The following is a 24,056-nucleotide window of genomic DNA, read 5'->3' on the forward strand; positions in this document are numbered from 1 at the left end:
TGCTTCAGAAGCCCTGCGACCGGCGATCCGACGCGCGTTTTCTGTGCTCCGATGCCCAGGGCTTCTGATGCTCAGGGCTTCTGATGCCCAGGGCTTCTGAAGCAGCCTCCAGGGCACGCACGGAGCAGGGGCGGTAAGGAGCAGCGATGGCGGAGACCGGCGGAAGCCCCGGAACGAACGGATCGGGCGCGGACTGCGTGCTGGACCTGATGCCCGAATCCGGGATCGGCTATCTGACACAGGCGCTGGCCGATATCGGGCGGGGCCTGGCGATGTGGCGGCTGGGCTGGGCGCTGGGCTGGGTGGATATCAAGCTGCGCTATCGCGGTTCGCTGCTCGGCCCGTTGTGGCTGACCTTCTCCACCGCCGTGATGGTCGCGGCCATGGGCCCGATCTATGGCCTGCTGTTTCACATGGACATGCGCACCTATGTGCCGTTCCTGGCGGTGTCGCTGGTGCTGTGGGGGTTCGTCAGCGGGGTCGCCAATGACGGGGCGACGATCTTTACCGGTGCCGCCGGGCTGATCCAGGCCGCGCGCCTGCCCTTTACGCTGCACGCGCTGCGGGCGCTGGTGCGCAACAGTCTGATCCTGCTGCATAACGTGATCGTCATCGTGGTGGTCTTCGCGCTGTGCGGCGTGGTGCCGGCCCACCTGGGGGGCGCGCTGCCGGCCGTGGCGCTGTGGGGGATCGACAGCCTGGCGCTGTCGCTGCTGCTGGGGGTGGTGGGGACGCGCTTTCGGGATATCCCGCCCATCGTGTCGAGCCTGATGACGATCGCCTTCTTCGTGACCCCCGTGTTGTGGGAGGCGCGGCTGGTGACGGTCGATCCGCGTTTCCTGCTGTTCAATCCGTTCTATGCGCTGCTGGACATCATCCGTGCCCCGCTGCTGGGCGCGCCGGCGGCGCTGTCGTCCTGGGTGGCGGCGCTGGCGTACAGCGTGCTGCTGTGGGTGGGCATGCTGCTGCTGTTCGCGCGCCTGCGGTCGCGGCTGGCATACTGGGTCTGACGCCATGGCCGGAATCGATGTCAGCGATCTGCAGATCGCCTTTCCCCTGTATCACGGCAATGCCGCCAGCCTGCGCAAGCGGATGGGGCGCGCCATGTCGGGGCGCCTGGGCCATGATGCGCGCGACCGCGTGGTGGTGCGCGCGCTCAACGGACTGAGCTTTTCGGTGCGGCCCGGCGAGCGGCTGGGGCTGATCGGCCGGAACGGCGCGGGCAAGACCACGCTGCTGCGCGCGCTGGCGGGGATCTATGAGCCGGTGGGCGGGCGCGTGAGCGTGCGCGGGCGGATCGGCGCGCTGCTGGATACGAATCTGGGCATGGTCGCGGAACTGACGGGGCGGGAGAATATCCGCCTGCGCGGCCTGTATTCGGGGCTGGATTCCGCCGCCATCGCCGGGGTGGAGCAGGACGTCTCGGCCTTCGCCGAGCTGGGGCCGTTCCTGGACCTGCCGCTGCGTTCGTACAGTTCGGGCATGCAGATCCGCCTGGCCTTCGGCCTGGCCACCGCCGGCCGGCCGCAGGTGCTGCTGATGGATGAGTGGTTCCTGGCGGGCGACGCGGCCTTTCTGAGCCGGGCGCAGTCGCGCCTGGAACGGATGATCGAAGAGGCGGATATCCTGGTGGTCTCGACCCATCAGGCGGAGATCCTGGCGACCTGGTGCACGCGGGTGCTGTGGATGGACCAGGGGCGGATCCGCATGGATGGGCCGCCGGGCACAGTGCTGCCAGCTTATCTGGGCCGAGCCTGACCGGACATGCGCGCTGGAGGCGATCCTGCGCGCGTTTCCTGTGCTCCGGTGCTCGCGGCCATCCAGGCCGCTCCGCTCCGGTGCTCGGAAACACACGCCGGGCGCGGCCCTGTCGGGCCGCTCTCGCTCACTAGAGCATTTCCACTGAACACCGGTTCAGTGGAAATGCTCTATGTCGTTATTTTATCGAGCATCTTCACCCATTCAAACGATTCCGTTTGAATGGGATCTGCTCTAGCCCACATGTCCGGTCAGGCTCGGGGCTGTCGAAGCAACCTCCGGCGATTTCCGGGACGATATTTTCAGGATTTTCGGGGAATGGCGCGAGTGACGGGGCTCGAACCCGCGACCTCCGGCGTGACAGGCCGGCGCTCTAACCAACTGAGCTACACCCGCAGCGGCGCGGGGTTTCCGGCCCCGCATCCGTTCGTGGAGGGCGAATTAACAAAGGCGGGCGATTCTGGCAACAGGTTCCGCCGGAAAAAATGACGGCGCGATGATTCGCGCCGCCGGAAGCGGGAAACAGGTGGGCTTTCAGGCGGCGCCCGCGTCGCCCAGCGCCGCCGCGCCGTCCAGGGTGGCGGCCACGGCATGCACGGTCGCGGCGATGCGGACCGCGGTCTGGACCTGTTCGGTGGTCAGTCCGGCGTCACGGACCATTTTTTCATGGCTTTCGACGCACATGCCGCAGCCATTGATCGCCGAGACGGCCAGCGACCAGAGTTCGAAATCCAGCTTCTCGACCCCCGGGCGGCCGATCACGTTCATCCGCAGCCGGGCCGGCATCTGGGCGTAGTCGCCGCCCACCATGTGGACGAAGCGGTAATAGATATTGTTCATGCCCATGATCGCCGCGGCGGCCTTGGCGGCGGTCAGGGCCTCGGGCGTCAGGACGGATTCGTATTCGGCGACGATGGCGCGCGTCACGTCCGCGTTGCGCGCGGCGAGCGCCGACGCCACGAAAGTGCCGGCCCGCTGCTGCGGGGTGAGCGTGATGTCGTTCGCCAGCGAGCTGAGATTGAGCTTGAGATCCTTCGCGTAGTCGGGAAGGCGTTCCTTGAGCGAGTCGATCGACATGGCCAGGGCCCTGTTGCTGTGCGGCGCGGTTCGCGACCGGCCGGCCGGCCCGTCACGTTGCGACGCGGATGGAGGGGATTCGGAAAGGATGGATATGTCCGGCCGTGCCGGATGGGGCGTGGGTGCGGGCCATGCCCCCGCCGGCGGGCGCCGGCGGAATCCGGTCCGGCCCGGGGGCCGGACCGGCCAAGGTGATCAGACCTTGAGGAAGGCTTCGCCCTGCTTCCAGTTGCAGGGGCACAGCTCGTCGCTCTGCAGCGCGTCGAGGATGCGCAGGATTTCCTGCGGGTTGCGGCCGACCGAGAGGTCGTTGACGCTGACATGGCGGATGATGTTGTCCGGATCGACCAGGAAGGTCGCGCGATAGGCCACGCCGGCATCGCCCGACAGCACGCCGCAGGCGTCGGACAGTTCACGCTTGATGTCGGCCAGCATCGGGATCTGCAGGTGCTTCAGGTCCTCGTGGTGCAGGCGCCAGTTCAGGTGCACGAACTCGCTGTCGATCGACACGCCGTACACCACGGTGTCGCGGTCCTTGAACTCGCCGGCCATCTTGCCGAACGCCACGATTTCGGTCGGGCAGACGAAGGTGAAGTCCTTCGGCCAGAAGAAGACCAGCTTCCACTTGCCTTCGTCGGTCTTGTCCGAGATCTGCACGAATTCGCCGGTCAGGCCCGCGGCGCCACCGGCGACGGAGGTCAGGTCGAATGCGGGGAATTTGTCACCGATCGTCAGCATCAGCATGCTCCTTGCATCAATGGTCCTGGCGTGGCGCCGCAATGCGGTCCGCGCCGTGTGGGCTATTCTATAAGCGCCGAAGGCGATATCATGCCAATGAATAATTTATATCCGGATGATCGAAGGGATCGATGACACCACTGCCCTCGGCCCAGCAACTCCGCTACCTTATTACTCTCGCCGAATTGCGCCATTTCGGACGGGCAGCCCAGGCCTGCGCGGTCACGCAATCGACCCTGTCGGCGGGGATTCTGGCGCTGGAACGGCAACTGGACGTCCAGTTGCTGGACCGCAATGTCGGCAAGCGGGTGGTGTTCACCCCGATCGGCGACGAGGTGGCGGCCCGGGCGCGCTTCGCGCTGGATTCGCTGCAGGCGGTGCAGGACGTGGCCGATGCCTCGCGCGCGCCGATGAGCGGGCTGCTGCGTATCGGGGTGATTCCGACCATCGGCCCGTTCGTGGTGCCCGGCCTGGTCGCGCGCCTGCGCCGGCAGTTTCCGCAGATCCGCGTGTCGGTGAACGAGGACGTGACCGGCAACGTGCTGGACAAGCTGGCGCTGGGCCGGCTGGACCTGGCGCTGCTGGCCATGCCCTGTCCCTGCGAGGGGGCGGAGACGTTCCCGCTGTGGCGCGACGAATTCATGCTGGTGCTGCCGGCCGGCCATGCCCTGGCGCAGTGCGAGTCGATTCCGGTCGCACGGATCGCCGCCGAGCGCATGGTGCTGCTGGAGGACGGGCATTGCCTGCGCGACCAGACGCTGGCGCTGTGCCGCCAGGAGCGGGGCTGGACGACGACCGAGGGCGAGGAGGAGTTCGTCGTGACCTCGCTCCATACCCTGATCGACATGGTGGCGGACGGGCTGGGGATCGCGCTGCTGCCGCGCCTGGCGGTGGAATCGGGCATATTGCGCGACCTGCCGGTCGTGGTGCGGCCGGTCACGGGCTGCCAGGCCTGGCGCACCATCGGCCTGGCCTGGCGTCCGCGTTCGCCGCGCGCCGCCGATTTCCGTCTGCTGGCCCCGCATATCCGTCCGCCGGAGGGGAAGGCGCAAGGGGCGAAAAATGGCCCGGAAGGGCGGGAAAGTCGGGATTTTTCGGGACTGCGCGGTTGACTCTGTGCATCCGGGCCGGTATTCGGCGCGTCTTCGCGGTGTCAAGCCGCCAATGAGGATCAGGTCATGAAGATCAGAAACAGCCTGAAGTCGGCCAAGGTGCGTGACAAGGACTGCCGTGTCGTCCGTCGTCATGGCAAGGTCTACGTCATCAACAAGAAGAATCCGCGCATGAAGGCCCGCCAGGGCTGATTGTCCGGACGGCCTTGGCCGTACGGTTTCTCTTGCACGACGCGCATGCCCGCGTTCCTGGCCGAATGACCGGTCGGGGACGCGGGCGTATGTGTTTGCGCCTGCCCGCCGCCTGTGTCCTGGCCTTGTCGCTGGGAGCGGGCCTGTGCCCGTCGCGGGCCGCGGCTCCGCCGGCCGGGCAGAAGGCCCCGGTGATGACCCCGCCCGCCGGGAAGGCGGGTTCCGGCCAGGTTTCTCCTGATCGGGTTTCCCCCGGCCAGGTTTCTCCGGGCCAGGCGGTTCCGGGGAAGGCCGTTCCCGGGCAGGTGGACCTGGCGCTGCTGGTGGCCGAACTGGCTCGTGCGAACACGCGCGCCCTTGCCGCCGAACTGGAAGTGCGGATCGAGCAGGTGCGGCTGCGGCCGCTGTCGCCGACCACGCGGCTGCTGCTGCGGCGGGCCCAGGGGCATCTGGCGGCTGGCAAGCCGGTGGATGCGGTCGAGGACCTGGACGATGCCCTGGTGCTGCAGCCCGAGGTTGGAATCCTGTGGCGCGACCGGGCGCAGGCCCGGCTGGCGGCCCGTGACCTGGACGGCGCGATCGCCGATCTTGGCAGCGCGCTGCAGCATGACCCGAATGATGGCGTGGCCTGGCAGGTGCTGTCGGTGGTCGAGGAGCAGCGCGGCGACTGGCAGGCGGCCTATCGCGCGTGGCAGCACGCGATGGCGCTGGATCCGATGATCGAGGGCGGCCATGCCCATGCCGAGCGGCTGCGGCTGCGGGCCTTCGGCCAGCCGACCTGACGCGGCTTGCTTCATCCGCGCGTCCACCCCCTGTCGCCATTCGGACATTCTGTGCCATCATCTCCGCCATGACGGAGCGCACCGCATGGCGAGAGACCGCGCGCGACCGGGCGCGGCCGGTCGCGCCCGCGCCCGATCGCGCCGCGCTGCGCGCGGCGGCGCTGGCCCATCTGGCGCGTTTCGGCACCACGAGCGCGGGGTTGCGGCAGGTGCTGGAACGGCAGGTCCAGCGCTGGGGCCGCCGCGCGGCTTCCGCCGGCCTGCCGTCCGAGGATGTCGCGGCGCAACTGGCCCGGGCGTTGGACGACATCGCCCCGGTGGTGCGCGACATGGCCGATCTGGGAGCGGTGGACGATGCGGCCTTCGCCCAATCCCGGGCGCGGTCGCTGACCCGTACCGGCCGGTCGCGCCGCGCCGTGGAGGCCCATCTGGCGGCCCGGGGGGTGGCGGGGGACCTGGCCGAAACCGTGCTGGACGATGCGCTGGGTGCGCGGAGCGGCGAGGGGCGGGATACCGAACTGGCCGCCGCCCTGGTCTTTGCCCGCCGTCGCCGCGCCGGCCCGTTCGCGCCGCCCTGCGACGCGGAGCCGGCTGGCGAGGCGGAGTCGGGGCAGGCGGCCGAAGCCGCGGTGCGGCGCCGGCGGCTGGTGCTGGAGGCGATGGCGCGCGCGGGTTTCGGCCGCGCGGTGGCCGAGGCGGCGCTGGACATGGACCCGGCGGAAGCCGAGGACCGGATCATCCGGATGAAATCGGCGTGACGGGGCGCCTTGCGGCATCGTGGCCGGCATGGGCCGGGGCGCGCTGGCTGGCGCTGGTCTCGGCCGTGCCGCTGGCGGCGTGCGGGGGCGGGGGCTGGAACGGGCGGCTGCAATGCGCGCCCTATGCCCGGTCGGTCACCGGGTTGCAGTTGCAGGGGGCGGCGGCCGGGTGGTGGCGGCAATCGGCCGGGCGCTATGCCCATTCCAGCATGCCGAGCCCGGGCGCGGTGCTGGTGTTCCGCGCCACCGGGCGCTTGCCGGACGGACATGTCTCGGTGGTGCGGCAGGTCGAGGGGACGCGGGCGATCCTGGTGGACCAGGCCAACTGGGTGCCCGGACGGATCGATCACGGGGTGCCGGTGGTCGACGTGTCGCGCCGCAATGACTGGTCCGCCGTGCGGGTCTGGTGGCAGCCGGTTCACAGCATGGGCAAAAGCGTCTATCCGACATACGGCTTCATCTCGCGCGACCTGCCGGAGCGTCCGTCACCGGATGCCTGAGCGGCGCGGGGGTAAGAGGCCGCTTGCATGACGCGCCCGGCGGGGCCATGTGATGGAGCGTTTCGGGTATGCCGCTCCAAAAAGCGGACGGTCCGGAATTTGGAATTCAAGGGCACTTCAGCGTCGCGGCGCGGAAACGGGGATGTGTAATGGGTAGCTTGAGCATCTGGCACTGGCTGATCGTGCTGGCGGTCGTGCTGGTCCTGTTTGGCGGCGGCAACAAGATCAGCACGCTGATGGGCGACGTTGCGCGCGGCATGAAATCGTTCAAGAAGAACATGGCCGAGGACGAGCCCGCCGAAGGCGCCGCCGCAGGGCCGACGGGCCATATCGCCCCGCCGAATCCCGCCGCCGGCGCGCAGCGCGACGCCAGCTTCTCGGGCAGCGGGCATTCCTCCGGCACGCCGTGACGCGTGGCGGGGCCTGCGAGAGGGCCTGACAAGGACGAGACGAGAGCCAGACGCGACCATGGATCACGTGACAATGCCCGACCCGTGGGCCGGCGCGGTGCAGGACATCATCGCGGCCGGGCGACGGATGGACCGCTTCGGCTGGGTGCCGGCGACCGCCGGCAATATCAGCCGGCGCCTGCCCGACGGGCGGATCGCCATTACCCGTTCCGGCGGCCATAAGGGGCATCTGGCGGAAGACGGCGTGATCGCGGTCACGCTGGACGGGCAGGCGGTGCGGGCGGGCGACCGGCCCAGCGCCGAGACGCTGCTGCATTGCCAGCTTTATGCCCATTCCGATGCGTATTCTCCCGAGGGGCGCGCCGAAGAGATCGGCGCGGTGCTGCACGGCCATTCGGTGGCAGCGACCGTGCTGTCGATGCTGCCGGGCGAGGCCATCCTGCTGACGGGGTACGAGGTGCTGAAAGTGTTCGCGGGGCAGGACACCCACGACACGACCGTGCGCGTGCCCGTCTTCGACAACGACCAGGATATTGCCCGCCTGTCCCGCGTGGTGGCGCCGCATCTGGGCGCCATGCCGGCCGGCTATGTCATTCGCGGCCATGGCGTCTATGTCTGGGGCCGGACGATGGACGTCGCGCTGGCGCGGCTGGAAGGGCTGGAATTCCTGCTGGCCTGCGAACTGGAAAGAAGGAAGCTCGCCCCATGAGCCGCCTGACGGTCTATCGTGACGACGATCCCGATTCGCCGCTGCTGCGCACCGAGGATGCGCCCCGCATCGCCGAGGCGCTGGGCGCGATCGGCGTGCGCTTCGAGCGCTGGGACAGCCCGGTGGTGCCGCCGCGCGACGCCGCGCCCGAAGCGGTGCTGGAAGCCTATCGGCCCTATCTGGACATGCTGATGGGCGAGACCGGCGCGGGGTCGGCCGACGTGGTGCGCATCAATGCCGCGACCCCCAACCTGCCCGCCCTGCGCGACAAGTTCCTGTCGGAACACACCCACAGCGAGGACGAGGTGCGGTTCTTCGTCCATGGCTGGGGCAATTTCGTGCTGCATGTCGCGGACAAGATCTATGACGTGCGCTGCGTGGCGGGTGACCTGATCTCGGTCCCCGAGGGCATTCCGCATTGGTTCGATGCCGGGCTGGAGCCCGATGTGGTGGCGCTGCGGGTGTTTACCGATACGACGGGCTGGATCGCGCATTATACCGGCGACGACATCGCCACGCGCTTTCCGGTGACCTGAGGGGTTGCGGCCGATGCTTGGGACGGACGCGGCGGACGCGATCGAGGCGGTGCTGCTGGACATCGAGGGCACGACCATCCCGGTTTCGTTCGTGCACCAGGTGCTGTTTCCCTATGCGCGCGCGGCGATGCCGGGCCTGCTGGCCGAGCGGGCCGCCGATCCCGCGGTGCGGGCGGCGCTGGCCGAGATCGCCGGCCTGGCCCCCGGCGTGGCGCCGCTGGCGCAGTTGAATGCCTGGATGGACCGCGACGAGAAGATCGGCCCGCTGAAGGCGCTGCAGGGGCTGGCTTGGGCCGAGGGCTATCGCACCGGGGTGCTGCGGGCGGCGTTGTATCCCGACGTGCTGCCGGCGCTGCGGTGCTGGCATGCGGCCGGGCTGCGGCTGGCGGTCTATTCCTCGGGCTCGGAGGCTGCGCAGCGCCTGATCTATGGCCACACGACCGAGGGCGACGTGACCGGGCTGTTCGACGGGTTCTATGACCTGAGCATGGGCGGCAAGCGCGACGCCGCGTCCTATCGGGCGATCCTGGCCCGCGCCGGCTGGGCGCCGGGGCGCACGCTGTTCCTGTCCGATATCGTGGCCGAGCTGGACGCGGCTGCCGAGGCCGGGCTGCGGACCTGCCAACTGGTCCGGCCCGAGGACGGCACCGTGGCCGGCGCCGTTCACGCCCGGGCGGCGACCCTGGACGAGGCCGCGCGGCAATTCGGCCTGAGGCGGGCCGCATGAGGACGCACCTGCATACCGGCTGGCGCCATGTCCCGGTCGAAATGCGGGGCATGGCCGCGGCGCTGGGCAATTTCGACGGCGTGCATATGGGGCATGCGCACCTGCTGCATACGCTGCATTCCGCCCGTCCCGACCTGGGCCTGGCGGTGGTGACGTTCGAGCAGCATCCGCGCGAATTGTTCCGGCCGCAGGACCCGCCCTTTCGCCTGACCCTGTCCGAGGAAAGGCTGGCCGCGCTGTCGGCGCTGGGTGTGCGGCAGGTGTTCGAGATTCCGTTCGACACTGAATTCAGCGCGCTGAGCGCCGAGCGTTTCGTCGCCGACGTGCTGCATGATGCGCTGGGGCTGCGGCACGTGGCCTGCGGCGCGGATTTCGCCTTCGGCCACCGGCGGGGGGGCAATGTGGCGTTCCTGGCCGACCGGGCCGAGGAGCTGGGCATTGGCCTGACGGTCGTGCCGCCCTTGTCGGATGCCGGGGGGCCGTTTTCCTCGACCCGGATCCGCCGGCTGCTGCAGGACGGCTATCCCGAGCGCGCGGCCGAGGAGCTGGGCCGCCCCTGGTCGATCCGCGGCGTGGTGCAGCATGGCGACAAGCGTGGGCGGCTGCTGGGCTTTCCGACCGCCAACGTGCCGCTGGGGCGGCATCTGGAGCCGGCGCGCGGGGTCTATGCGGTGACGGTGCGGCTGTCGGACGGGCGGTCCTGGCCCGGAGTGGCCAATATCGGCCGCCGCCCGACCATCGCCGACGGCCAGGAAAGCCGGCTGGAGGTCCATCTGCTGGATTTCGAGGGCGACCTGTACGGCGAGACCCTGTCGGTGGCGCTGCATACGCTGCTGCGCGAGGAGCGGCGCTTCGCCGGGCTGGACGCGCTGAAGGCGCAGATCGCCGAGGATGCCGCCACCGCCCGGCTGTACCTGGCCGACCTGGCGCGGCTGGGGGCGCATTCGGCGCCGTAACGCGCACAGACGCCTGACGGGGCGCGCCGGATGGCGGGGCGCTTGACCGCGGGGGGTGGGGCTCCGCATAAGGTGGGGCTTTCGCGGCCCCCGTACCGCATCACGATAGCCAGAAATACAGGGTCATGAGCGAGCCAAAGTCACAGGATCTCTATCGGGAGACGGTCTTCCTGCCGAAAACGAGCTTCCCCATGCGGGGCAGCCTGCCGAAGCGGGAGCCGGAGATTCTGGAGGACTGGGCGCGGAGCGGCCTGGACGGGCGGCTGCACGCGCAGGCCGAGGGCCGTCCGCCCTTCATGCTGCATGACGGCCCGCCCTATGCGAACGGCAACCTGCATATCGGCCATGCGCTGAACAAGATCCTGAAGGACGTGATCAACCGCGCCCATCGCATGGCGGGCTTCGCGGTGCATTACGTGCCGGGCTGGGACTGCCACGGCCTGCCGATCGAATGGAAGATCGAGGAGGAATACCGCAAAGCGGGCAAGAACAAGGATTCGGTGCCGATCCTGCAATTCCGGGCCGAATGCCGTGCCTATGCCCAGAAATGGCTGGACGTGCAGGCGGCCGAATTCCGCCGGCTGGGCGTGCAGGCGGAATGGGAGCGGCGCTATGCCACGATGGATTTCGCCTCGGAAGCGACGATCGTCGAGGAAATCGGCCGCTTCCTGCTGAACGGGCTGCTGTATCGCGGCCTGCGCCCGGTGATGTGGAGCCCGGTCGAGAAGACCGCCCTGGCCGAGGCCGAGATCGAATATCGCGACCATGAATCCACCACGATCCATGTCGCCTTTCCCTTCATCCACGATCCGACGCCGGCCCGCGCGCTGCAGGACGTGTCGGCCGTCATCTGGACCACCACGCCCTGGACGATCCCGGGCAATCGCGCCATCGCGTTCGGGCCGGGCATCACCTATGCCGTGCTGCGGGTCGACGGCGTGACCGACGGCGCCGCGCTGGAGCCCGGCGCGCGCCTGCTGGTGGCCGAGGACCTGATCGCGCGGTTCTGCGCGGCCGCCGGCATCACCGAGCATCATGTCCTCTATACCCTGCCGGGCGAGGCGCTGACCGACGCGCTGTGCGCCCATCCGCTGCGCGGCGAGGGCTATGATTTCGAGGTGCCGCTGCTGGCGGCGGATTTCGTCACCACCGATGCGGGCACCGGCCTGGTCCACATGTCCCCCGCCCATGGCGAGGAGGATTTCGCCGTGTCGGTGGCCAACGGGATCGAAATCCCGGAACTGGTGCTGGATGACGGGCGCTATGCCGCCTGGGTGCCGCTGTTTGCCGATATCCATGTCTTCAAGGCCGCCGATCCGGTCTGCACCGCGCTGTCGGCGGCGATGGTGCGGGCCAGCGAGGCCGGCGCGGCCCCGGCGGGGCTGGTGGCGCGTTCGACCATCCTTCATTCCTATCCGCATTCCTGGCGGTCGCGCGCGCCGGTGATCTATCGCGCCACGCCGCAATGGTTCATCCGCATGGATGGCGAGGGCCATCTGCGCGGCCGCGCCCTGCGTGCCCTGGAGGACGTGACCTTCGTGCCGGCCCAGGCGCGCAACCGCCTGACCGCGATGGTTGCCGACCGGCCGGACTGGTGCATCAGCCGCCAGCGCGCCTGGGGCGTGCCGATCGCCGTCTTCGTGGAAAAGCGCACCGGCGAGGTGCTGCGCGACCCGGCGGTCATGCAGCGCATCGTCGACGCCTTCCGCGCCGAGGGGGCGGATGTGTGGTACAGCGCGCCGGCCGCGCGCTTCCTGGGCGAGGGGCGCGACCCCGAGGAATATGAGCAGGTCTTCGACATCGTCGATGTCTGGTTCGAGAGCGGGTCGAGCCATCGCTTCGTGCTGGGGCGCGACGGGCTGCCCTTCCCGGCGGATCTGTACCTGGAAGGGTCGGACCAGCATCGCGGCTGGTTCCAGTCCTCGCTGCTGGAAAGCGTGGGCACGCGGGGGACCGCGCCCTATCGGGCGCTGGTGACCAACGGCTTCGTGCTGGACGAGCAGGGGCGGAAGATGTCTAAGTCGCTGGGCAATGTCGTGGCCCCGCAGGACGTCAACGACTCGCTGGGCGCGGACATCCTGCGCCTGTGGGTGATGAATTCCGACACCAACGAGGATCTGCGCATCGGCAACGAGATCCTCAAGCAGCAGGGCGAACTGTATCGCCGCCTGCGCAATACGCTGCGCTGGCTGCTGGGGGCGCTGGACGGCTTTGCCGACGCCGAGCGCGTGCCGTACGAGCAGATGCCCGAGCTGGAGCAATGGGTGCTGCATCGCCTGACCGAGCTGGGCGGGCAGATCGACCGCGCGGTGCGGACCCATGAATGGGTCGGCGTCTATGCGGCGGTGCATGGATTCTGCGCCACCGACCTGTCGGCGTTCTATTTCGACGTCCGCAAGGACGCGATCTATTGCGACGGGGCGGACAGCCCGCGCCGCCGCGCCGCGCGCACCGTGCTGGACCATCTGCATCGCTGCCTGACGACCTGGCTGGCGCCGGTACTGGTCTTTACGGCGGAAGAGGCCTGGACCGCCCGATTCGGTAACGAGGACAGCGTACACCTGCAGGCGTTCCCCGTGCTGCCCGAGGAATGGATCCGCCCCGACCTGGCGGATCGCTGGGCGAGGCTGCGCGCGGTGCGCCGGATGGTGACGACCGAGATCGAGGCCGCGCGGCGCGACGGGGTGATCGGGTCCTCGCTGCAGGCCGCGCTGGACCTGCCGCTGTCGGAGGAGGAGGCCGCGCGTTTCGCCGATATCGACTGGTGCGAACTGGCCATCGTCTCGCAGACCTCGGTGACGGTCGAGCCGGGCGCGGCGTCGATCTATCTGGCCGACGGTGCGGAGACGGGCGCCACGGAGGAGGAGGGCGCCACGGTGAAGGGCGCCCATGGCGTGCCGCGCGTCTCGGTCGCGAGCGGCCATAAATGCGCCCGCTGCTGGAAGGTGCTGGACGAGGTCGGCACCCATGAGGCCCATCCCGCACTGTGCCTGCGCTGCGTCGCGGTCGTCGAGGCGGCCGGGGGCGTGCAGGGCGCATGACCGGCGATCCTTTCTCCGCGATGTCCGCGCCGGCCGTCCGGCCGGACGGCGCCGGGCGGTGCCGGGCGATCGGGGCGGCCCTGTTCGCGGGTGTGCTGCTGCTGGACCAGGGCAGCAAATACTGGATCCTGCATGGATTCGACCTGCCGGATCGCGGGTCGGTGCCGCTGCTGCCGGTCCTGAATTTCACGATGGTGTGGAACCGCGCCATCACCTTCGGCATGCTGGGCGGGCTGGCGGGGGTGGGGCGGGTGGTGTTCCCGATCGTCTCGCTGCTGATCGTGGCGCTGCTGGCGGTGTGGGTGGCGCGGACAACCCGCCCCCGGGTGGCCGCGGCGCTGGGGGCGATCATGGGCGGGGCGGTCGGCAACGTGATCGACCGGCTGCATTATGGCGCGGTGGTCGATTTCATCCACGCCCATGCCTATGGCTGGTCCTGGCCGGTCTTCAACCTGGCGGACGCGGCGATCGATTGCGGGGTCGCGGTCCTGCTGTTCGACAGCCTGACCGACCGGCGCGGCTAGAGCCATATCCATTCACACTGGTTCACGGATATGGCTCTAGCTCGTTGTTTTGGCGAGCATCTTTATCCGACCGGATGCGTCCATCCGGTCGGATGATGCGCTAGTGTCCTGCCCGAGAAATTCTTATGAGAATTTCTCGGATCAGCAGGCCACTAAAATATTGATTCTAGTGTCCTTTCGATCCCGAAATTCGCTTGCGAATTTCGGGATCGAAAGGACACTAGGCATCACGCGGCGAACAGGGTTCCTGACCAGAGTCCTTGCCGCAGACGGGCAGGAACGGTAAGAGGCACAATCATGACGTCTTCAGTCGCTCGTTTCGCTCCGTTCGTCCTGCTGATGGCGGGCGGATTCCTGCTGGCCGGATGTTCCGGGTCGGATGTCAGCCGGGCCTTCGGCCTGGAACGCGATTCGCCGGACGAATATACGGTGACGACGCGCGCGCCGCTGTCGATGCCGCCGTCCGAGGCATTGGCGGTGCCGCACAGCGATGCCGCGCGCCCGCAGGATGAAAGCCCGCGCCTGCAGGCGCTGGAGACGCTGTCGCCGAACGTGGCGCTGCAGGGGGCCAGCGGCGCCGCCAGCACGGGCCAGGCCGCGCTGGTGAACGAGGCCAGCAGCGCGGCGGGCGCGTCCAACCAGGGCGAGCTGGGCCAGGCCGGCCAGGGCTTCGTCGACCAGTTGATGTTCTGGCATGGCGGCGGCGCCGGCAGCGTGGTGGACGGCGCGGCCGAAAATCGCCGCCTGCGCCGGAATGCCGCGCTGGGCAACAGCCCGACCCAGGGGGCCACCCCGACCTTGAAGGGCGGGTCGTAACCGCCCGCGACCGGTCCCGGCGATTGCCTGCTCCGCCCTGTCGGGACGGTTTCGGCGGCGCGGCGGCGGCATTCGGTACGGCGTAAGGCGGATTGGACCTCTCGATGAGCGATGATCGCGCCCCGTCCCGACCGGCATCGCCCCTTGCCCATATGCGGGACAGGATGGCCGAGGCGGATGCCGCGTTCAGGGCCGGTCTCGGTACCGCCGCGACCGAGGCCGACATCCTGCGGCTTGCGCGAAACCTGCTTGCCCTTTGCGACGAGGTTGCCGAGACGTTGCGGCGTCTCGGTCCGGTGAAGGCCCTGGCCTGCCGGGCCGGATGCGATACGTGCTGCCACAGTCTGATCCAGGTGAATCCGGTCTTCGCCATTCTGGCGATGGCGGAGGCGCGCCGGACCTTTTCCGCCGACCAATTCGAGATTTTGAGGAACAGGCTGGTTTCGGGCAGTTCTTTCTGCCCGTTTCTGTTCGACGGCGCGTGCGCGATCTATCAGAGCCGCCCGATGGTGTGCCGTGGCTATTACAGTTTCGACCTGGCGCTGTGCAGGCAAGGCGATTATTGCGAGAAGGACCTGGGATACCAGGGCGACGGTGCGCACGCCGCGCATCAGCTCATGATTTTTCTGTTTGCCCTGGAAAAGCGTCTCGAATCGATCGAAGAGTCTCTGGACCTCGATTCCGGGCCGGTCTTCCTGCACGCGGCGGCGCGCGTTCTTCTGGAGGGGCCGGACGCGGCGCGGCGCTGGCGGACGGGGGAGCGTGTGTTTCCCGGCGCCTTGCTGGATGCGGCGCGCGATAATCCCTAGTCTGGTCCCATGACCGACTCGTCCAGCCTGCCTGCCCGCCCGGTGATCCGGCGCCTGTCGGAACAGGTCGTCAACCGCATCGCGGCCGGCGAGGTCATCGAGCGTCCGGCGGCGGCGTTGAAGGAACTGGTCGAGAATGCCATCGATTCCGGAGCGCGCCGCATCGCGGTGCTGCTGGAGCAGGGCGGGATCGACCGGCTGGAAGTCGTCGATGACGGGTGCGGCATGACGCCGGACGACCTGATGCTGGCGGTGGAGCGGCATTGCACCTCGAAATTGCGCGACGAGACCCTGGTGCGGATCGACACGCTGGGCTTTCGCGGCGAGGCGCTGCCCTCGATCGGGGCGGCGGCGCGCCTGCGTGTGACCTCGCGCCCCCACGGGGCCGACGGCGCCTGGCGCATCGCGGTGGAAGGCGGCGTGGTCGGCGCGCCGGAACCCTGCGCCGGGCCGCCGGGCACGCGGGTGGTCGTCGAGGATCTGTTCTTCGCCACGCCGGCGCGGCGCAAATTCCTCAAGAGCCCGCGGGTCGAATCCGGCCATGCCGACATCACCGTGCGCCGCCTGGCGCTGTCGGTGCCGCATGTGGCGTTTCGCCTGCAACTGGATGACCGGGTGGTGTTCGACCTGCCGGCGCAGGACATGGCGGATCGTGTCGCCGCGCTGCTTGACGCCGAAGGTGCGGACGGGATGCTGCCGGTCGAGGGGCGCAAGGGCGAACTGGAACTGAGCGGTTTCGCCTGCGGCCCGTCGGTGCATCGGGCCACGGCGGCGGGGCAGATCCTGCTGGTCAATGGCCGGCCGGTGGTCGATCCGGTGCTGCGCACCGCGGTGCGCGTGGCCTATCGCCACGTGATCGAGCATGGGCGCCATGCGGTGGTCGCGCTGTCGCTGCGGATTCCGCCCGATCAGGTCGACGTGAACGTCCATCCGGCGAAAACGGAATTGCGTTTCGCCGACGCGGCCTCGGTGCGCGGGCTGGTGATCGGCGCGCTGGGCCGCGCACTGGGCGGCGGCGCGGGCGTCGCCGGGGTTCGGCCGGGGGTGCTGCAATCGCGCGTGGCGGCTCCGGCGCGGATCTGGTACCCGCCGCCCGACGCGCCGTCCGAGCGGGGGTCTTCGGTGCCGATCCTGTCGGCGCCGGGGCGCGATCCGTTCGCCGCCCGGCTGGAACTGGGCGCCAGCCCGGCGGCGCGGATGCTGGACGGGCCGACGGCGCCCGATTCGGTGCACGGCCCGGCGCCCGGCCCGGCTCCCGGCCCGGGATCGGCGCCCGTGTTCCCGACCGGCATGCCCGGCGGGCCGGTCCCGTCCCTGGATGGATTGCCGCCGGATGCGTCTCTTCCGGATGAATTTCCATTAGGGGCCGCGGTGGCGCAGGTCATGGGGACCTATGTCATCGCGGTCTCGGGCGACGGGTCGCTGGTGCTGGTCGACCAGCATGCCGCGCATGAGCGCCTGACGCATGAGCGGCTGCGCGCGCAGTATCTGGACGGCACCCTGCGGGCGCAGCGCCTGTTGCTGCCGGACGTGGTGACCCTGCCGCGCGGGCAGGCCGAGCTGCTGATGTCCTTCGCCGGGACGCTGGCGGCGCTGGGGGTGGAGATCGAGTCCTTCGGCGGCGACGCGGTGCTGGTGCGGGCCTTGCCGGCGCTGCTGGGCACCGACGATCCGGCCGCCCTGCTGCGCGACCTGGCCGACGAACTGGCCGAGGACGATCTGGCCGGCCCGGGCGAGGCGCGGGCCCTGGACGGCAGGCTGGACGCGGTGATCGCGCGGATGGCCTGCCACGGCAGCGTGCGGGCCGGCCGCAGCCTGAACCGGGCGGAGATGGATGCGCTGCTGCGCGACATGGAGCGCACGCCGCGGGCCGGCACCTGCTCGCATGGGCGGCCGACCTGGATCAAGCTGAGCCGCGCGGACCTGGAAAAACTGTTCGGCCGCCGGTAGCCGCCAAAGGGCGGGACAAACGCCGGGATGGCGGGGCGGTTGCGCGGATTGCAAGCGGAATCGTCGCCGCTCGGCAGAACGTGAGCGGCGCGCGGCTGGTCTCGCCGACGGAACGGCGATAGGCTCGGCGGCATCTTTTCACGGACGATGAGACCGACGTGCATCCCATCCTGCTCCCGCTTGTCACGTATCTGCCGCTGGGCGGCGCCCTGGCCATCCTGCTGATGCGCGGCACAGCCGAAGCGGTCGAGGGGGCGTCGCGCTGGGTGGCGCTGTGGACCAGCCTGCTGGTCTTCGCCCTGTCGCTGGTGATGTGGGGCGAGTTCGATCCCCGGCAGCCCGGCTTTCAGTTCGTGCAGCAACTGGACTGGGCGCCGTCCTTCGGCGTGTCGTACCATGCCGGGGTGGACGGGATCAGCCTGCTGTTCGTGCTGCTTTCGACCTTTCTGACGCCGCTGGCGGTGATCGGCGGGTGGAAGCTGGTGACCACGCGGGTGCGCGACTACATGCTGGCGGTGCTGCTGCTGGAGACCACGCTGGTCGGGCTGTTCTCGGCGCTGGATCTGGTGCTGTTCTATGTGTTCTATGAGGCGACGCTGATTCCGGGCAGCCTGATGATCGGCGTGTGGGGCGGGCCGCGCCGCGTCTGGGCGTCGATCCAGTTCTTTCTGTTCACGTTCGGCGGGTCGCTGTTCATGCTGCTGGCGCTGCTGGTGATGTGGAACGTCACCGGCACGACCGACGTGCCGGCGCTGATGCACCTGAATTTCCCGCGTGCGCTGCAATGCTGGCTGCTGCTGGGCTTCGTGGTGGCGTTCGGGGTCAAGCTGCCGCTCTTCCCGCTGCATGCCTGGCTGCCCGACGCCTATGCCGAGGCCCCGACGCCGACCACCGTGCTGCTGTCGGGCGTGCTGTCGAAGGCCGGCGCCTATGGGCTGCTGCGCTTCGGGGTCTTGATGTTTCCCGACGCGGCGCGGCTGTTCGCGCCCTATATCCTGGCGCTGGGGGTGGTCGCGGTGATCTATGCCGCCATCATCGCCCTGGCCCAGACGGACATGAAGCGGGTGATCGCCTATTCCTCGTTCTCGCATATGGGGCTGGTGGCGGTCGGGCTGTTCACCCTGACGCCCGAAGGGGTGGACGGCGCCATCTTCCAGATGCTGTCGCACGGCGTGATCATCACCGCCCTGTTCTTCTGCGTCGCCGCCGTGGCCTGGCGGGCGGAAACCCGCTCGATCGACGCTTTCTCGGGGGTGGCGCACAAGATGCCGGTGCTGGCCACGCTGGCCATGCTGTTCGTGATGGCCAATGTCGGGCTGCCGGGTACCGGCGCCTTCGTCGGCGAATGGCTGGTCATGGTCGGCGCCATCCATGTCTCGTTCTGGGTCGCGCTGCTGGCCGGCAGCAGCATGATCCTGGGGGCGGTCTATATGCTGGTCTTCTATCGCCGGATCTGGTTCGGGACGGCCGGGCACGGGGTGGTGGCCATGCTGCGCGACCTGACGGCGCCGGAACTGGCGGTGCTGGTGCCCTGCGCGCTGGTCACGCTGTGGATGGGCATCCATCCGGGCAGTTTCCTGCGCGTCTTCGACCCGGCGGTGGTCGGGGCCTTCAATCCGCCGGCCCAGGCGGCCACAGCGGGAAAGCTGCATCTCGCGCTGCGCTGAGCCTGCAAGCCGGGCCTGCAAGCAGAGTCCGTCCGGGTGACCGGGCGCATGGCGGGATGGCGGCGCGTCAGCGCAGCAGGCTGTCCCGGGCGGCGGCGACCACTTCGCGGGTCAGCGCGTCCAGCAGGCGGGTGCCGATGCGCACATGCTGCCAGTAGAGCGGCACGTTCAGGAAACGCTGGTCCATCAGGCTGACCAGCCGGCCGGCCGCCAGGTAGCCGGCGACCATCGGCAGCGGGTTCATGCACCAGCCCAGTCCCGCCAGCGCCGCGTCGACGAAGGCGTTGGTCGAGGGCAGCCAATGGGTGGGGGCCCGGGATGCCAGGGTTTCGGGGACCGTGCCCAGCGTCGCCATCCATCGTTCCTGCAGATGGTCCTGCCGGTCGAAGCGCAGCATCGGCGCGCGGGCGAGGGCGGCGGCATCGACCCCGTGGGCGAACCAGCGCGCCATGAAATCGGGCGACGCGGTGGCGACATAGCGCAGCGCGCCCAGCGGAACGGTGCGGCAGCCCTGGACGGGCGTGCGGTCGGTGGTCACGGCCGCCAGCACGTCGCCGGACCGCAGCCGTTCGGCGGTATGGTCCTCGCCCGCGACGACCAGGTCCACCAGCCGGTCGCCGCGCCGGGCGAAGGCGGCCATGGCCGGCACCAGCCAGGTGGCCAGGCTGTCGGCGTTCACGGCGACGCGGATCGTCGGTGGGCCGGCGGCGGGCAGCAATTCCGCCAGGCCCGGGAGGGCGGAGGCCATTTCGCCTTCCAGCAGGCGCACATGCTCGACATGCGCGCAGAGCCGCGCGCCGACCGGCGTGGCGGTGCAGGGCTGGCCCCGCACCACCAGGATCGCGCCCATGCGTTCCTCCAGCGCGCGCACGCGCTGCGACACGGCCGAGGGGGTGACGCCCAGCGCGCCGGCGGCGCGTTCGAAGCTGCCTTCGCGCACCACGGCGGCCAGGGCGGCCAATGCGGCGTAATCGAGCATGGCGAATTTAGCTGTCCTTAATCGAATATAGAAAATGAAGCTGGATTACGCTGCTTTCCCCGGCCATGGAAGGCCCCATGTTCACGCTTTCCAGCTATCTCAGCGGCTTCGGGCTGACGGCCGCGCTGATCGTCGCGATCGGCGCGCAGAATATCTTCGTCCTGCGCCAGGGGCTGCGCCGCCGGCATGTCGCCGCCGTCGTGGCGTTCTGCGCCCTCTCGGACCTGGCGCTGGTCTCGGCCGGGGTGGCCGGGGTCGGCGCGTTGCTGCGCACCGTGCCGGGCCTGGTCGGGGCGCTGACCCTGGGCGGGGCGGCGTTCCTGTTCTGGTACGGGCTGGGGGCGCTGCGCCGTGCCGTCGCCCCCGGCGCGCTGGCGGCCGAGGGGCCCGACGGGCCGGAAAGCCTGGCCGGGACCCTGGCGCGGGCCGCGTCGTTCACGTTCCTGAACCCGCATGTCTATCTGGATACGGTGCTGCTGATGGGCGCGGTCGGCGGGGCGCTGCCGCTGGCGGCGCGGCCGTGCTTCGTGGCCGGTGCCGGCACGGCCAGCCTGCTGTGGTTCCTGGCGCTGGGCTTCGGCGCCCGGCTGCTGGGCCCGTTCTTCGCGCGGCCGGCCGCCTGGCGGGTGCTGGACGGGGCGGTCGCGGCGATCATGCTGGCGCTGGCCGCCAACCTGGTCATGCGCGGCCTGGGTCCGCTGAAGCTGGTGCTGTGAGGCCGAAATCCGGCGGACCGGCGACCTGATCGACCGGGCGGGGGTGAAAACCGCCCGGTCATTCCGTCGGTCCGGCCATCACGTCAGTAAAGCTGGGGAACGGTCATTCCCTCGGGGGTCGGCTGGCGGGTATAGTCGGGGTGATAGACCCGTTCCGGCAGGATGACCTCGGGCTTGGTGACCTCGGCATAGGGAACCAGCGACAGGAGATGCGCCATGCAGTTCAGCCGCGCGCGCTTCTTGTTCACCGCCGGCACCACCCACCAGGGCGCCTCCTCGATGTTGGAGCGTTCCAGCATCTCGTCCTTGGCCAGGGTATAGGCCTCCCACCGGCGCCGGCTCTCGAGGTCCATCGGGCTGAGCTTCCATTGCTTCAGCGGGTCTTCGATCCGCGCGCGGAAGCGCATTCCCTGTTCCTCGTCGGTGATGGAGAACCAGTATTTCACCAACTGAATGCCGCTACGGACCAGCATGCGCTCGAATTCGGGCACCGAGCGGAAGAATTCCGCATAGTCCGAGTCGGTGCAGAAATTCATGACCCGCTCCACACCGGCGCGGTTGTACCAGCTTCGGTCGAACAGCACGATCTCGCCCGCCGCCGGCAGGTGGGCAACATAGCGCTGGAAATACCATTGGGTGCGTTCGCGGTCGTTCGGCGCGGGCAGGGCGGCGACCCGGCAGATGCGCGGGTTCAGGCGCTGGGTGATGCGCTTGATCACCCCGCCCTTGCCGGCGGCGTCGCGGCCTTCGAAGATGATGACCATGCGGTGGCCGGTCTCTTTCACCCAGTCCTGCAATTGCACCAGTTCGCCCTGCAGGCGCAGCAATTCCCGGAAATAGTGTTTGCGGAACGCGGCGCTCTCGTCGGAGTCCGCTCCGGCCAGCCGGCTGTCATCCAGTTCCAGCTCGATTTCCTCGTCCAAGTCGTCGAGGATCTCGTCGCGCATGCGTTCGCGCGCGTCGGCCGGGGAAATGTCCTGCCCGTGGCTCTGCCGCATAACCGTCAATCCTCGCTCCGGCTGGTGGGTTCGATGCGCATCCCGGACCGGCCGGCGGGTCCGGCCGAACGGCTGATGCGCTTGCGGCACGGGATGCAGGCCCGTGTCCGAGCCGCCTGCATAGCGCGCGCGCCGCTGGGCCGGGAGGGCGGGATTAAAATTTCATCAAACTGTTACGGTGTTGCAGGCGCGATCAGGCCTTTTCATGGCCGGACAGGCCATGATGCGCGGCCAGGCCGGCCGCGCTGCGGCTGAGCGTGCCGAGGATCTGGCCGTGGCCTGCCGGAAATATCGGCCTTCGCCCGCAAAGACTTCCTGTTTTTTATTTCGGTTGATAAACTATCTTCCTGCCAATAGAACTTTGCGTACTCCAAAAGGTCGGGGTGGGGCGAGCCGGGTGCATGGCGGACTGTTCCGGTCCGTCGCCCGGGGCGCGCGAAGCAGGGAGCTGCATGGTGACTCTTTCGTCCATCGACGGATCGGCCGTCGTCAGCCCGGACACAGGTCATTTGGCCGTCGGCGGCCCCGCCGGGGCCTATGGCTGGCGGCCGATCGTCGTGATGGCGATCCTGTTCTTCAGCATCGGCTTCGTCACCTGGCTGAACGGGCCGCTGATCACCTTCGTGCAGCTTGCCTTCAATCTGAGCGACGTGGCGGCGTTCCTGGTGCCGGCCTGTTTCTACCTGGCTTATTTCGTCTTTCCGCTGCCCGCGACCTATGTGGCGCGCCGCACCGGGTTGAAAACCGGCATGGCGGTGTCGCTGATGGTCATGGCGGGCGGCTCGGCCGTCTTCGGCGAATGCGTGACCGCGCGCTGGTATCCCGGCGCGCTGGCCGGGCTGGCCGTGATCGGGGCGGGGCTGTCGCTGCTGCAGATCACCATCAATCCCTATGTCAGCCTGCTGGGCCCGCATGCGCGGGCGGCGCAGCGCATCGCCATCATGGGGACTGCGAACAAATGCGCGGGCATCGTTGCCCCGTTGGTCTTCGCGTGGCTGGTGATGCACGATATCGGCGGGATCGCGGCGCAGGTCCAGGCCGCGCCGGACCACGCGGCGCGTGACGCCATTCTGGCGCGCTTCACCCATGCGGTGCATGCGCCCTATCTGGCGATGGCGCTGCTGCTGGCGGGCATGGCGGTGTGGGTCCTGCGCTCGCCGCTGCCGCCGATCGCGCTGGAGGGCGGGGGCCATGAGGCGGCCGCAGTGGATGGTGCCGGGGCGGGGAGCGGCGGCCTGGCCGGCCTGGCGCTGGGCGTGTTCGCGATGTTCCTCTATGTCGGGGTCGAGGTCCTGGCGGGTGACGCCATCGGCATGTATGGGCGCAGTGTCGGCCTGTCGCTGGATGTCACCAAATATCTGACGGCGCTGACCCTGGCGGCGATGATGGCGGGGTACCTGACGGGGATGGTGGTGGTGCCGCGCTTCGTGTCGCAACTGCGCTATATGGCGCTGTCCTGCGTCATGGGGCTGGTGCTGTGCGCCGCCGTGTGGTTCAGCGCCGGCCTGGTCTCGGTGCTGTGCGTCGCCTTGCTGGGATTCGCCAATGCGATGATTTTGCCGGCGCTGTTTCCCGTCGTCATGCGCCGGATGGGGCGCCATGCCGACCATGCGACGGCGCTGCTGGTCATGGCGTTTTCGGGTGGGGCGGTGCTGCCGCAACTCTATGTCCATCTGGCGCAGGGCTGGGGCACGCATGCCGCCTTCGTGCTGGTGGCCGTGCCGGCCTATCTGGTGATCCTGGGCTATTTCGGGCTGATGCGTGGGCGGGATGAGACGGGCGAGGCGGTCTGAGGGTGCTGTTTCGTCTGTTCCCCGGTGGTCGAGGCGGGGCTATGTGCCTTGATCGGTCGGGCGTCGTATCCGGATCGGCGCCCGCGCGGGAAGCGGGTTGGGCATGTCGCCGGCAAATTCGGCGATTGCCCGGGTTCTGTCGGTTGGGTGGCGGAAGGCGTACTGGGTAACGGACAAAACTCGGAGAAAGGAGACCTGCGGCTTTCGCCTACATCTCGGTCATCCAGACGGTCGTAACAGTTTTCCGAAAGCCGACATTGCTGGGCGAACCGCGCTAGATCGAATTTGAGTTAGAATGCTTGGCCCAAGGAAATAGCCATCCTCAGCGTGCAGCCTGCCGATAATCCCAAGAGTTGTTGCTCATCGAGCGGATGGCTAATTGCCGAAATTGGATGTTATTATCATGACTGATCGGCGAAGAATTACACAGCGAGGCGCAGGCTGTTCGTACGTCGGATTTGTGAATTGGGAAGTTGACAACCACCATGCCGACGGATGAACTCCAACG

General features: G+C 69.0%; 24 protein-coding genes and 1 tRNA gene. 20 read left to right on the forward strand and 5 right to left on the reverse strand.

Features of this window, described 5'->3' with window-relative positions:
- Nucleotides 1-146: 146 nt before the first annotated feature.
- Together QN315_RS14580 and QN315_RS14585 are read left to right on the forward strand one after the other, a co-directional pair.
- A complete protein-coding gene (locus QN315_RS14580) occupies nucleotides 147-1,010 on the forward strand; it encodes an ABC transporter permease (RefSeq protein ID WP_323990019.1) in 864 nt (287 codons plus the stop codon).
- Nucleotides 1,011-1,014: 4 nt separating this feature from the next.
- On the forward strand, nucleotides 1,015-1,758 hold the full coding sequence (locus QN315_RS14585) for an ABC transporter ATP-binding protein (RefSeq protein WP_176639952.1): 744 nt from the start codon (nucleotides 1,015-1,017) through the stop codon (nucleotides 1,756-1,758).
- Nucleotides 1,759-2,077: 319 nt separating this feature from the next.
- On the opposite strand, the gene QN315_RS14590 is transcribed toward QN315_RS14585, so the two are convergent.
- The 3 genes from QN315_RS14590 to QN315_RS14600 all read right to left on the reverse strand — a co-directional run bounded on the left by QN315_RS14590 (nucleotide 2,078) and on the right by QN315_RS14600 (nucleotide 3,573).
- Nucleotides 2,078-2,154, reverse strand: a tRNA-Asp gene (locus tag QN315_RS14590).
- Between the two features lie 138 nt (nucleotides 2,155-2,292).
- Nucleotides 2,293-2,835, reverse strand: coding sequence for a carboxymuconolactone decarboxylase family protein (locus QN315_RS14595; RefSeq protein ID WP_323990020.1), 543 nt, complete (start codon nucleotides 2,833-2,835; stop codon nucleotides 2,293-2,295).
- 195 nt (nucleotides 2,836-3,030) lie between these two features.
- On the reverse strand, nucleotides 3,031-3,573 hold the full coding sequence (locus QN315_RS14600; protein WP_323990021.1) for a peroxiredoxin: 543 nt from the start codon (nucleotides 3,571-3,573) through the stop codon (nucleotides 3,031-3,033).
- A gap of 131 nt (nucleotides 3,574-3,704) precedes the next feature.
- Between QN315_RS14600 and QN315_RS14605 the strand changes: the two genes are divergently transcribed.
- The 16 genes from QN315_RS14605 (at nucleotide 3,705) to QN315_RS14680 (ending at nucleotide 19,062) form a co-directional block, all read left to right on the forward strand.
- Nucleotides 3,705-4,685, forward strand: a complete 981-nt coding sequence (locus QN315_RS14605) for a hydrogen peroxide-inducible genes activator (protein ID WP_323990022.1) — start codon at nucleotides 3,705-3,707, stop codon at nucleotides 4,683-4,685.
- A gap of 66 nt (nucleotides 4,686-4,751) precedes the next feature.
- Nucleotides 4,752-4,877: a type B 50S ribosomal protein L36 gene (gene ykgO / locus QN315_RS14610; RefSeq protein ID WP_012223099.1), complete on the forward strand. Its 126-nt coding sequence runs from the start codon at nucleotides 4,752-4,754 to the stop codon at nucleotides 4,875-4,877.
- 89 nt (nucleotides 4,878-4,966) lie between these two features.
- Nucleotides 4,967-5,659, forward strand: a complete 693-nt coding sequence (locus tag QN315_RS14615; protein WP_323990023.1) for a hypothetical protein — start codon at nucleotides 4,967-4,969, stop codon at nucleotides 5,657-5,659.
- Between the two features lie 68 nt (nucleotides 5,660-5,727).
- Nucleotides 5,728-6,417 carry a RecX family transcriptional regulator gene (locus QN315_RS14620; protein ID WP_323990024.1) on the forward strand — a complete coding sequence of 230 codons (690 nt, stop codon included), beginning with the start codon at nucleotides 5,728-5,730 and terminating at the stop codon, nucleotides 6,415-6,417.
- Entirely contained in the window at nucleotides 6,414-6,917 is a 504-nt protein-coding gene (locus QN315_RS14625; protein WP_323990025.1) for a CHAP domain-containing protein, read from the forward strand. Before QN315_RS14620 ends, QN315_RS14625 begins: the two co-directional genes overlap by 4 nt.
- Before the next feature lie 149 nt (nucleotides 6,918-7,066).
- Nucleotides 7,067-7,327: a twin-arginine translocase TatA/TatE family subunit gene (locus tag QN315_RS14630; protein WP_176641096.1), complete on the forward strand. Its 261-nt coding sequence runs from the start codon at nucleotides 7,067-7,069 to the stop codon at nucleotides 7,325-7,327.
- A gap of 58 nt (nucleotides 7,328-7,385) precedes the next feature.
- Complete coding sequence (locus QN315_RS14635) at nucleotides 7,386-8,036, forward strand: methylthioribulose 1-phosphate dehydratase (protein WP_323990026.1); 651 nt, start codon at nucleotides 7,386-7,388, stop codon at nucleotides 8,034-8,036.
- Nucleotides 8,033-8,572 (forward strand): acireductone dioxygenase, encoded by a 540-nt coding sequence (locus tag QN315_RS14640; RefSeq protein ID WP_323990027.1) that lies wholly within the window; start codon nucleotides 8,033-8,035, stop codon nucleotides 8,570-8,572. Before QN315_RS14635 ends, QN315_RS14640 begins: the two co-directional genes overlap by 4 nt.
- 13 nt (nucleotides 8,573-8,585) lie before the next feature.
- Nucleotides 8,586-9,299, forward strand: a complete 714-nt coding sequence (mtnC, locus tag QN315_RS14645) for an acireductone synthase (protein WP_323990028.1) — start codon at nucleotides 8,586-8,588, stop codon at nucleotides 9,297-9,299.
- Nucleotides 9,296-10,255, forward strand: coding sequence for a bifunctional riboflavin kinase/FAD synthetase (locus tag QN315_RS14650; protein ID WP_176640923.1), 960 nt, complete (start codon nucleotides 9,296-9,298; stop codon nucleotides 10,253-10,255). The genes mtnC and QN315_RS14650 overlap by 4 nt, the downstream gene beginning before the upstream one ends.
- 125 nt (nucleotides 10,256-10,380) lie before the next feature.
- Nucleotides 10,381-13,296, forward strand: a complete 2,916-nt coding sequence (ileS, locus tag QN315_RS14655) for an isoleucine--tRNA ligase (protein WP_323990029.1) — start codon at nucleotides 10,381-10,383, stop codon at nucleotides 13,294-13,296.
- 20 nt (nucleotides 13,297-13,316) lie between these two features.
- A complete protein-coding gene (lspA, locus tag QN315_RS14660; protein ID WP_323993536.1) occupies nucleotides 13,317-13,820 on the forward strand; it encodes a signal peptidase II in 504 nt (167 codons plus the stop codon).
- Nucleotides 13,821-14,117: 297 nt separating this feature from the next.
- Nucleotides 14,118-14,636, forward strand: coding sequence for a DUF3035 domain-containing protein (locus QN315_RS14665; RefSeq protein ID WP_323990030.1), 519 nt, complete (start codon nucleotides 14,118-14,120; stop codon nucleotides 14,634-14,636).
- A gap of 104 nt (nucleotides 14,637-14,740) precedes the next feature.
- Nucleotides 14,741-15,445, forward strand: a complete 705-nt coding sequence (locus QN315_RS14670; protein ID WP_323990031.1) for a YkgJ family cysteine cluster protein — start codon at nucleotides 14,741-14,743, stop codon at nucleotides 15,443-15,445.
- Between the two features lie 9 nt (nucleotides 15,446-15,454).
- Nucleotides 15,455-17,395, forward strand: coding sequence for a DNA mismatch repair endonuclease MutL (gene mutL / locus QN315_RS14675; RefSeq protein WP_323990032.1), 1,941 nt, complete (start codon nucleotides 15,455-15,457; stop codon nucleotides 17,393-17,395).
- 158 nt (nucleotides 17,396-17,553) lie between these two features.
- Complete coding sequence (locus QN315_RS14680; RefSeq protein WP_323990033.1) at nucleotides 17,554-19,062, forward strand: NADH-quinone oxidoreductase subunit M; 1,509 nt, start codon at nucleotides 17,554-17,556, stop codon at nucleotides 19,060-19,062.
- A gap of 67 nt (nucleotides 19,063-19,129) precedes the next feature.
- Here the strand turns inward: QN315_RS14680 and QN315_RS14685 are convergent, their stop codons facing one another.
- Entirely contained in the window at nucleotides 19,130-20,041 is a 912-nt protein-coding gene (locus QN315_RS14685; protein WP_323990035.1) for a LysR family transcriptional regulator ArgP, read from the reverse strand.
- Nucleotides 20,042-20,118: 77 nt separating this feature from the next.
- Here QN315_RS14685 and QN315_RS14690 point away from each other — a divergent pair, with 77 nt between their 5' ends.
- Nucleotides 20,119-20,757, forward strand: coding sequence for a LysE/ArgO family amino acid transporter (locus tag QN315_RS14690; protein ID WP_323990037.1), 639 nt, complete (start codon nucleotides 20,119-20,121; stop codon nucleotides 20,755-20,757).
- Nucleotides 20,758-20,840: 83 nt separating this feature from the next.
- On the opposite strand, the gene ppk2 is transcribed toward QN315_RS14690, so the two are convergent.
- Nucleotides 20,841-21,755 carry a polyphosphate kinase 2 gene (gene ppk2, locus QN315_RS14695; RefSeq protein ID WP_323990038.1) on the reverse strand — a complete coding sequence of 305 codons (915 nt, stop codon included), beginning with the start codon at nucleotides 21,753-21,755 and terminating at the stop codon, nucleotides 20,841-20,843.
- A 560-nt stretch (nucleotides 21,756-22,315) separates the two neighbouring features.
- Here ppk2 and gluP point away from each other — a divergent pair.
- Complete coding sequence (gluP, locus tag QN315_RS14700; RefSeq protein ID WP_323993539.1) at nucleotides 22,316-23,548, forward strand: glucose/galactose MFS transporter; 1,233 nt, start codon at nucleotides 22,316-22,318, stop codon at nucleotides 23,546-23,548.
- Nucleotides 23,549-24,056 lie beyond the last annotated feature (508 nt).

This window comes from Nguyenibacter sp. L1, assembly GCF_035199985.1.
In the GTDB taxonomy this organism is placed as follows: Bacteria; Pseudomonadota; Alphaproteobacteria; order Acetobacterales; family Acetobacteraceae; genus Gluconacetobacter; species Gluconacetobacter vanlangensis.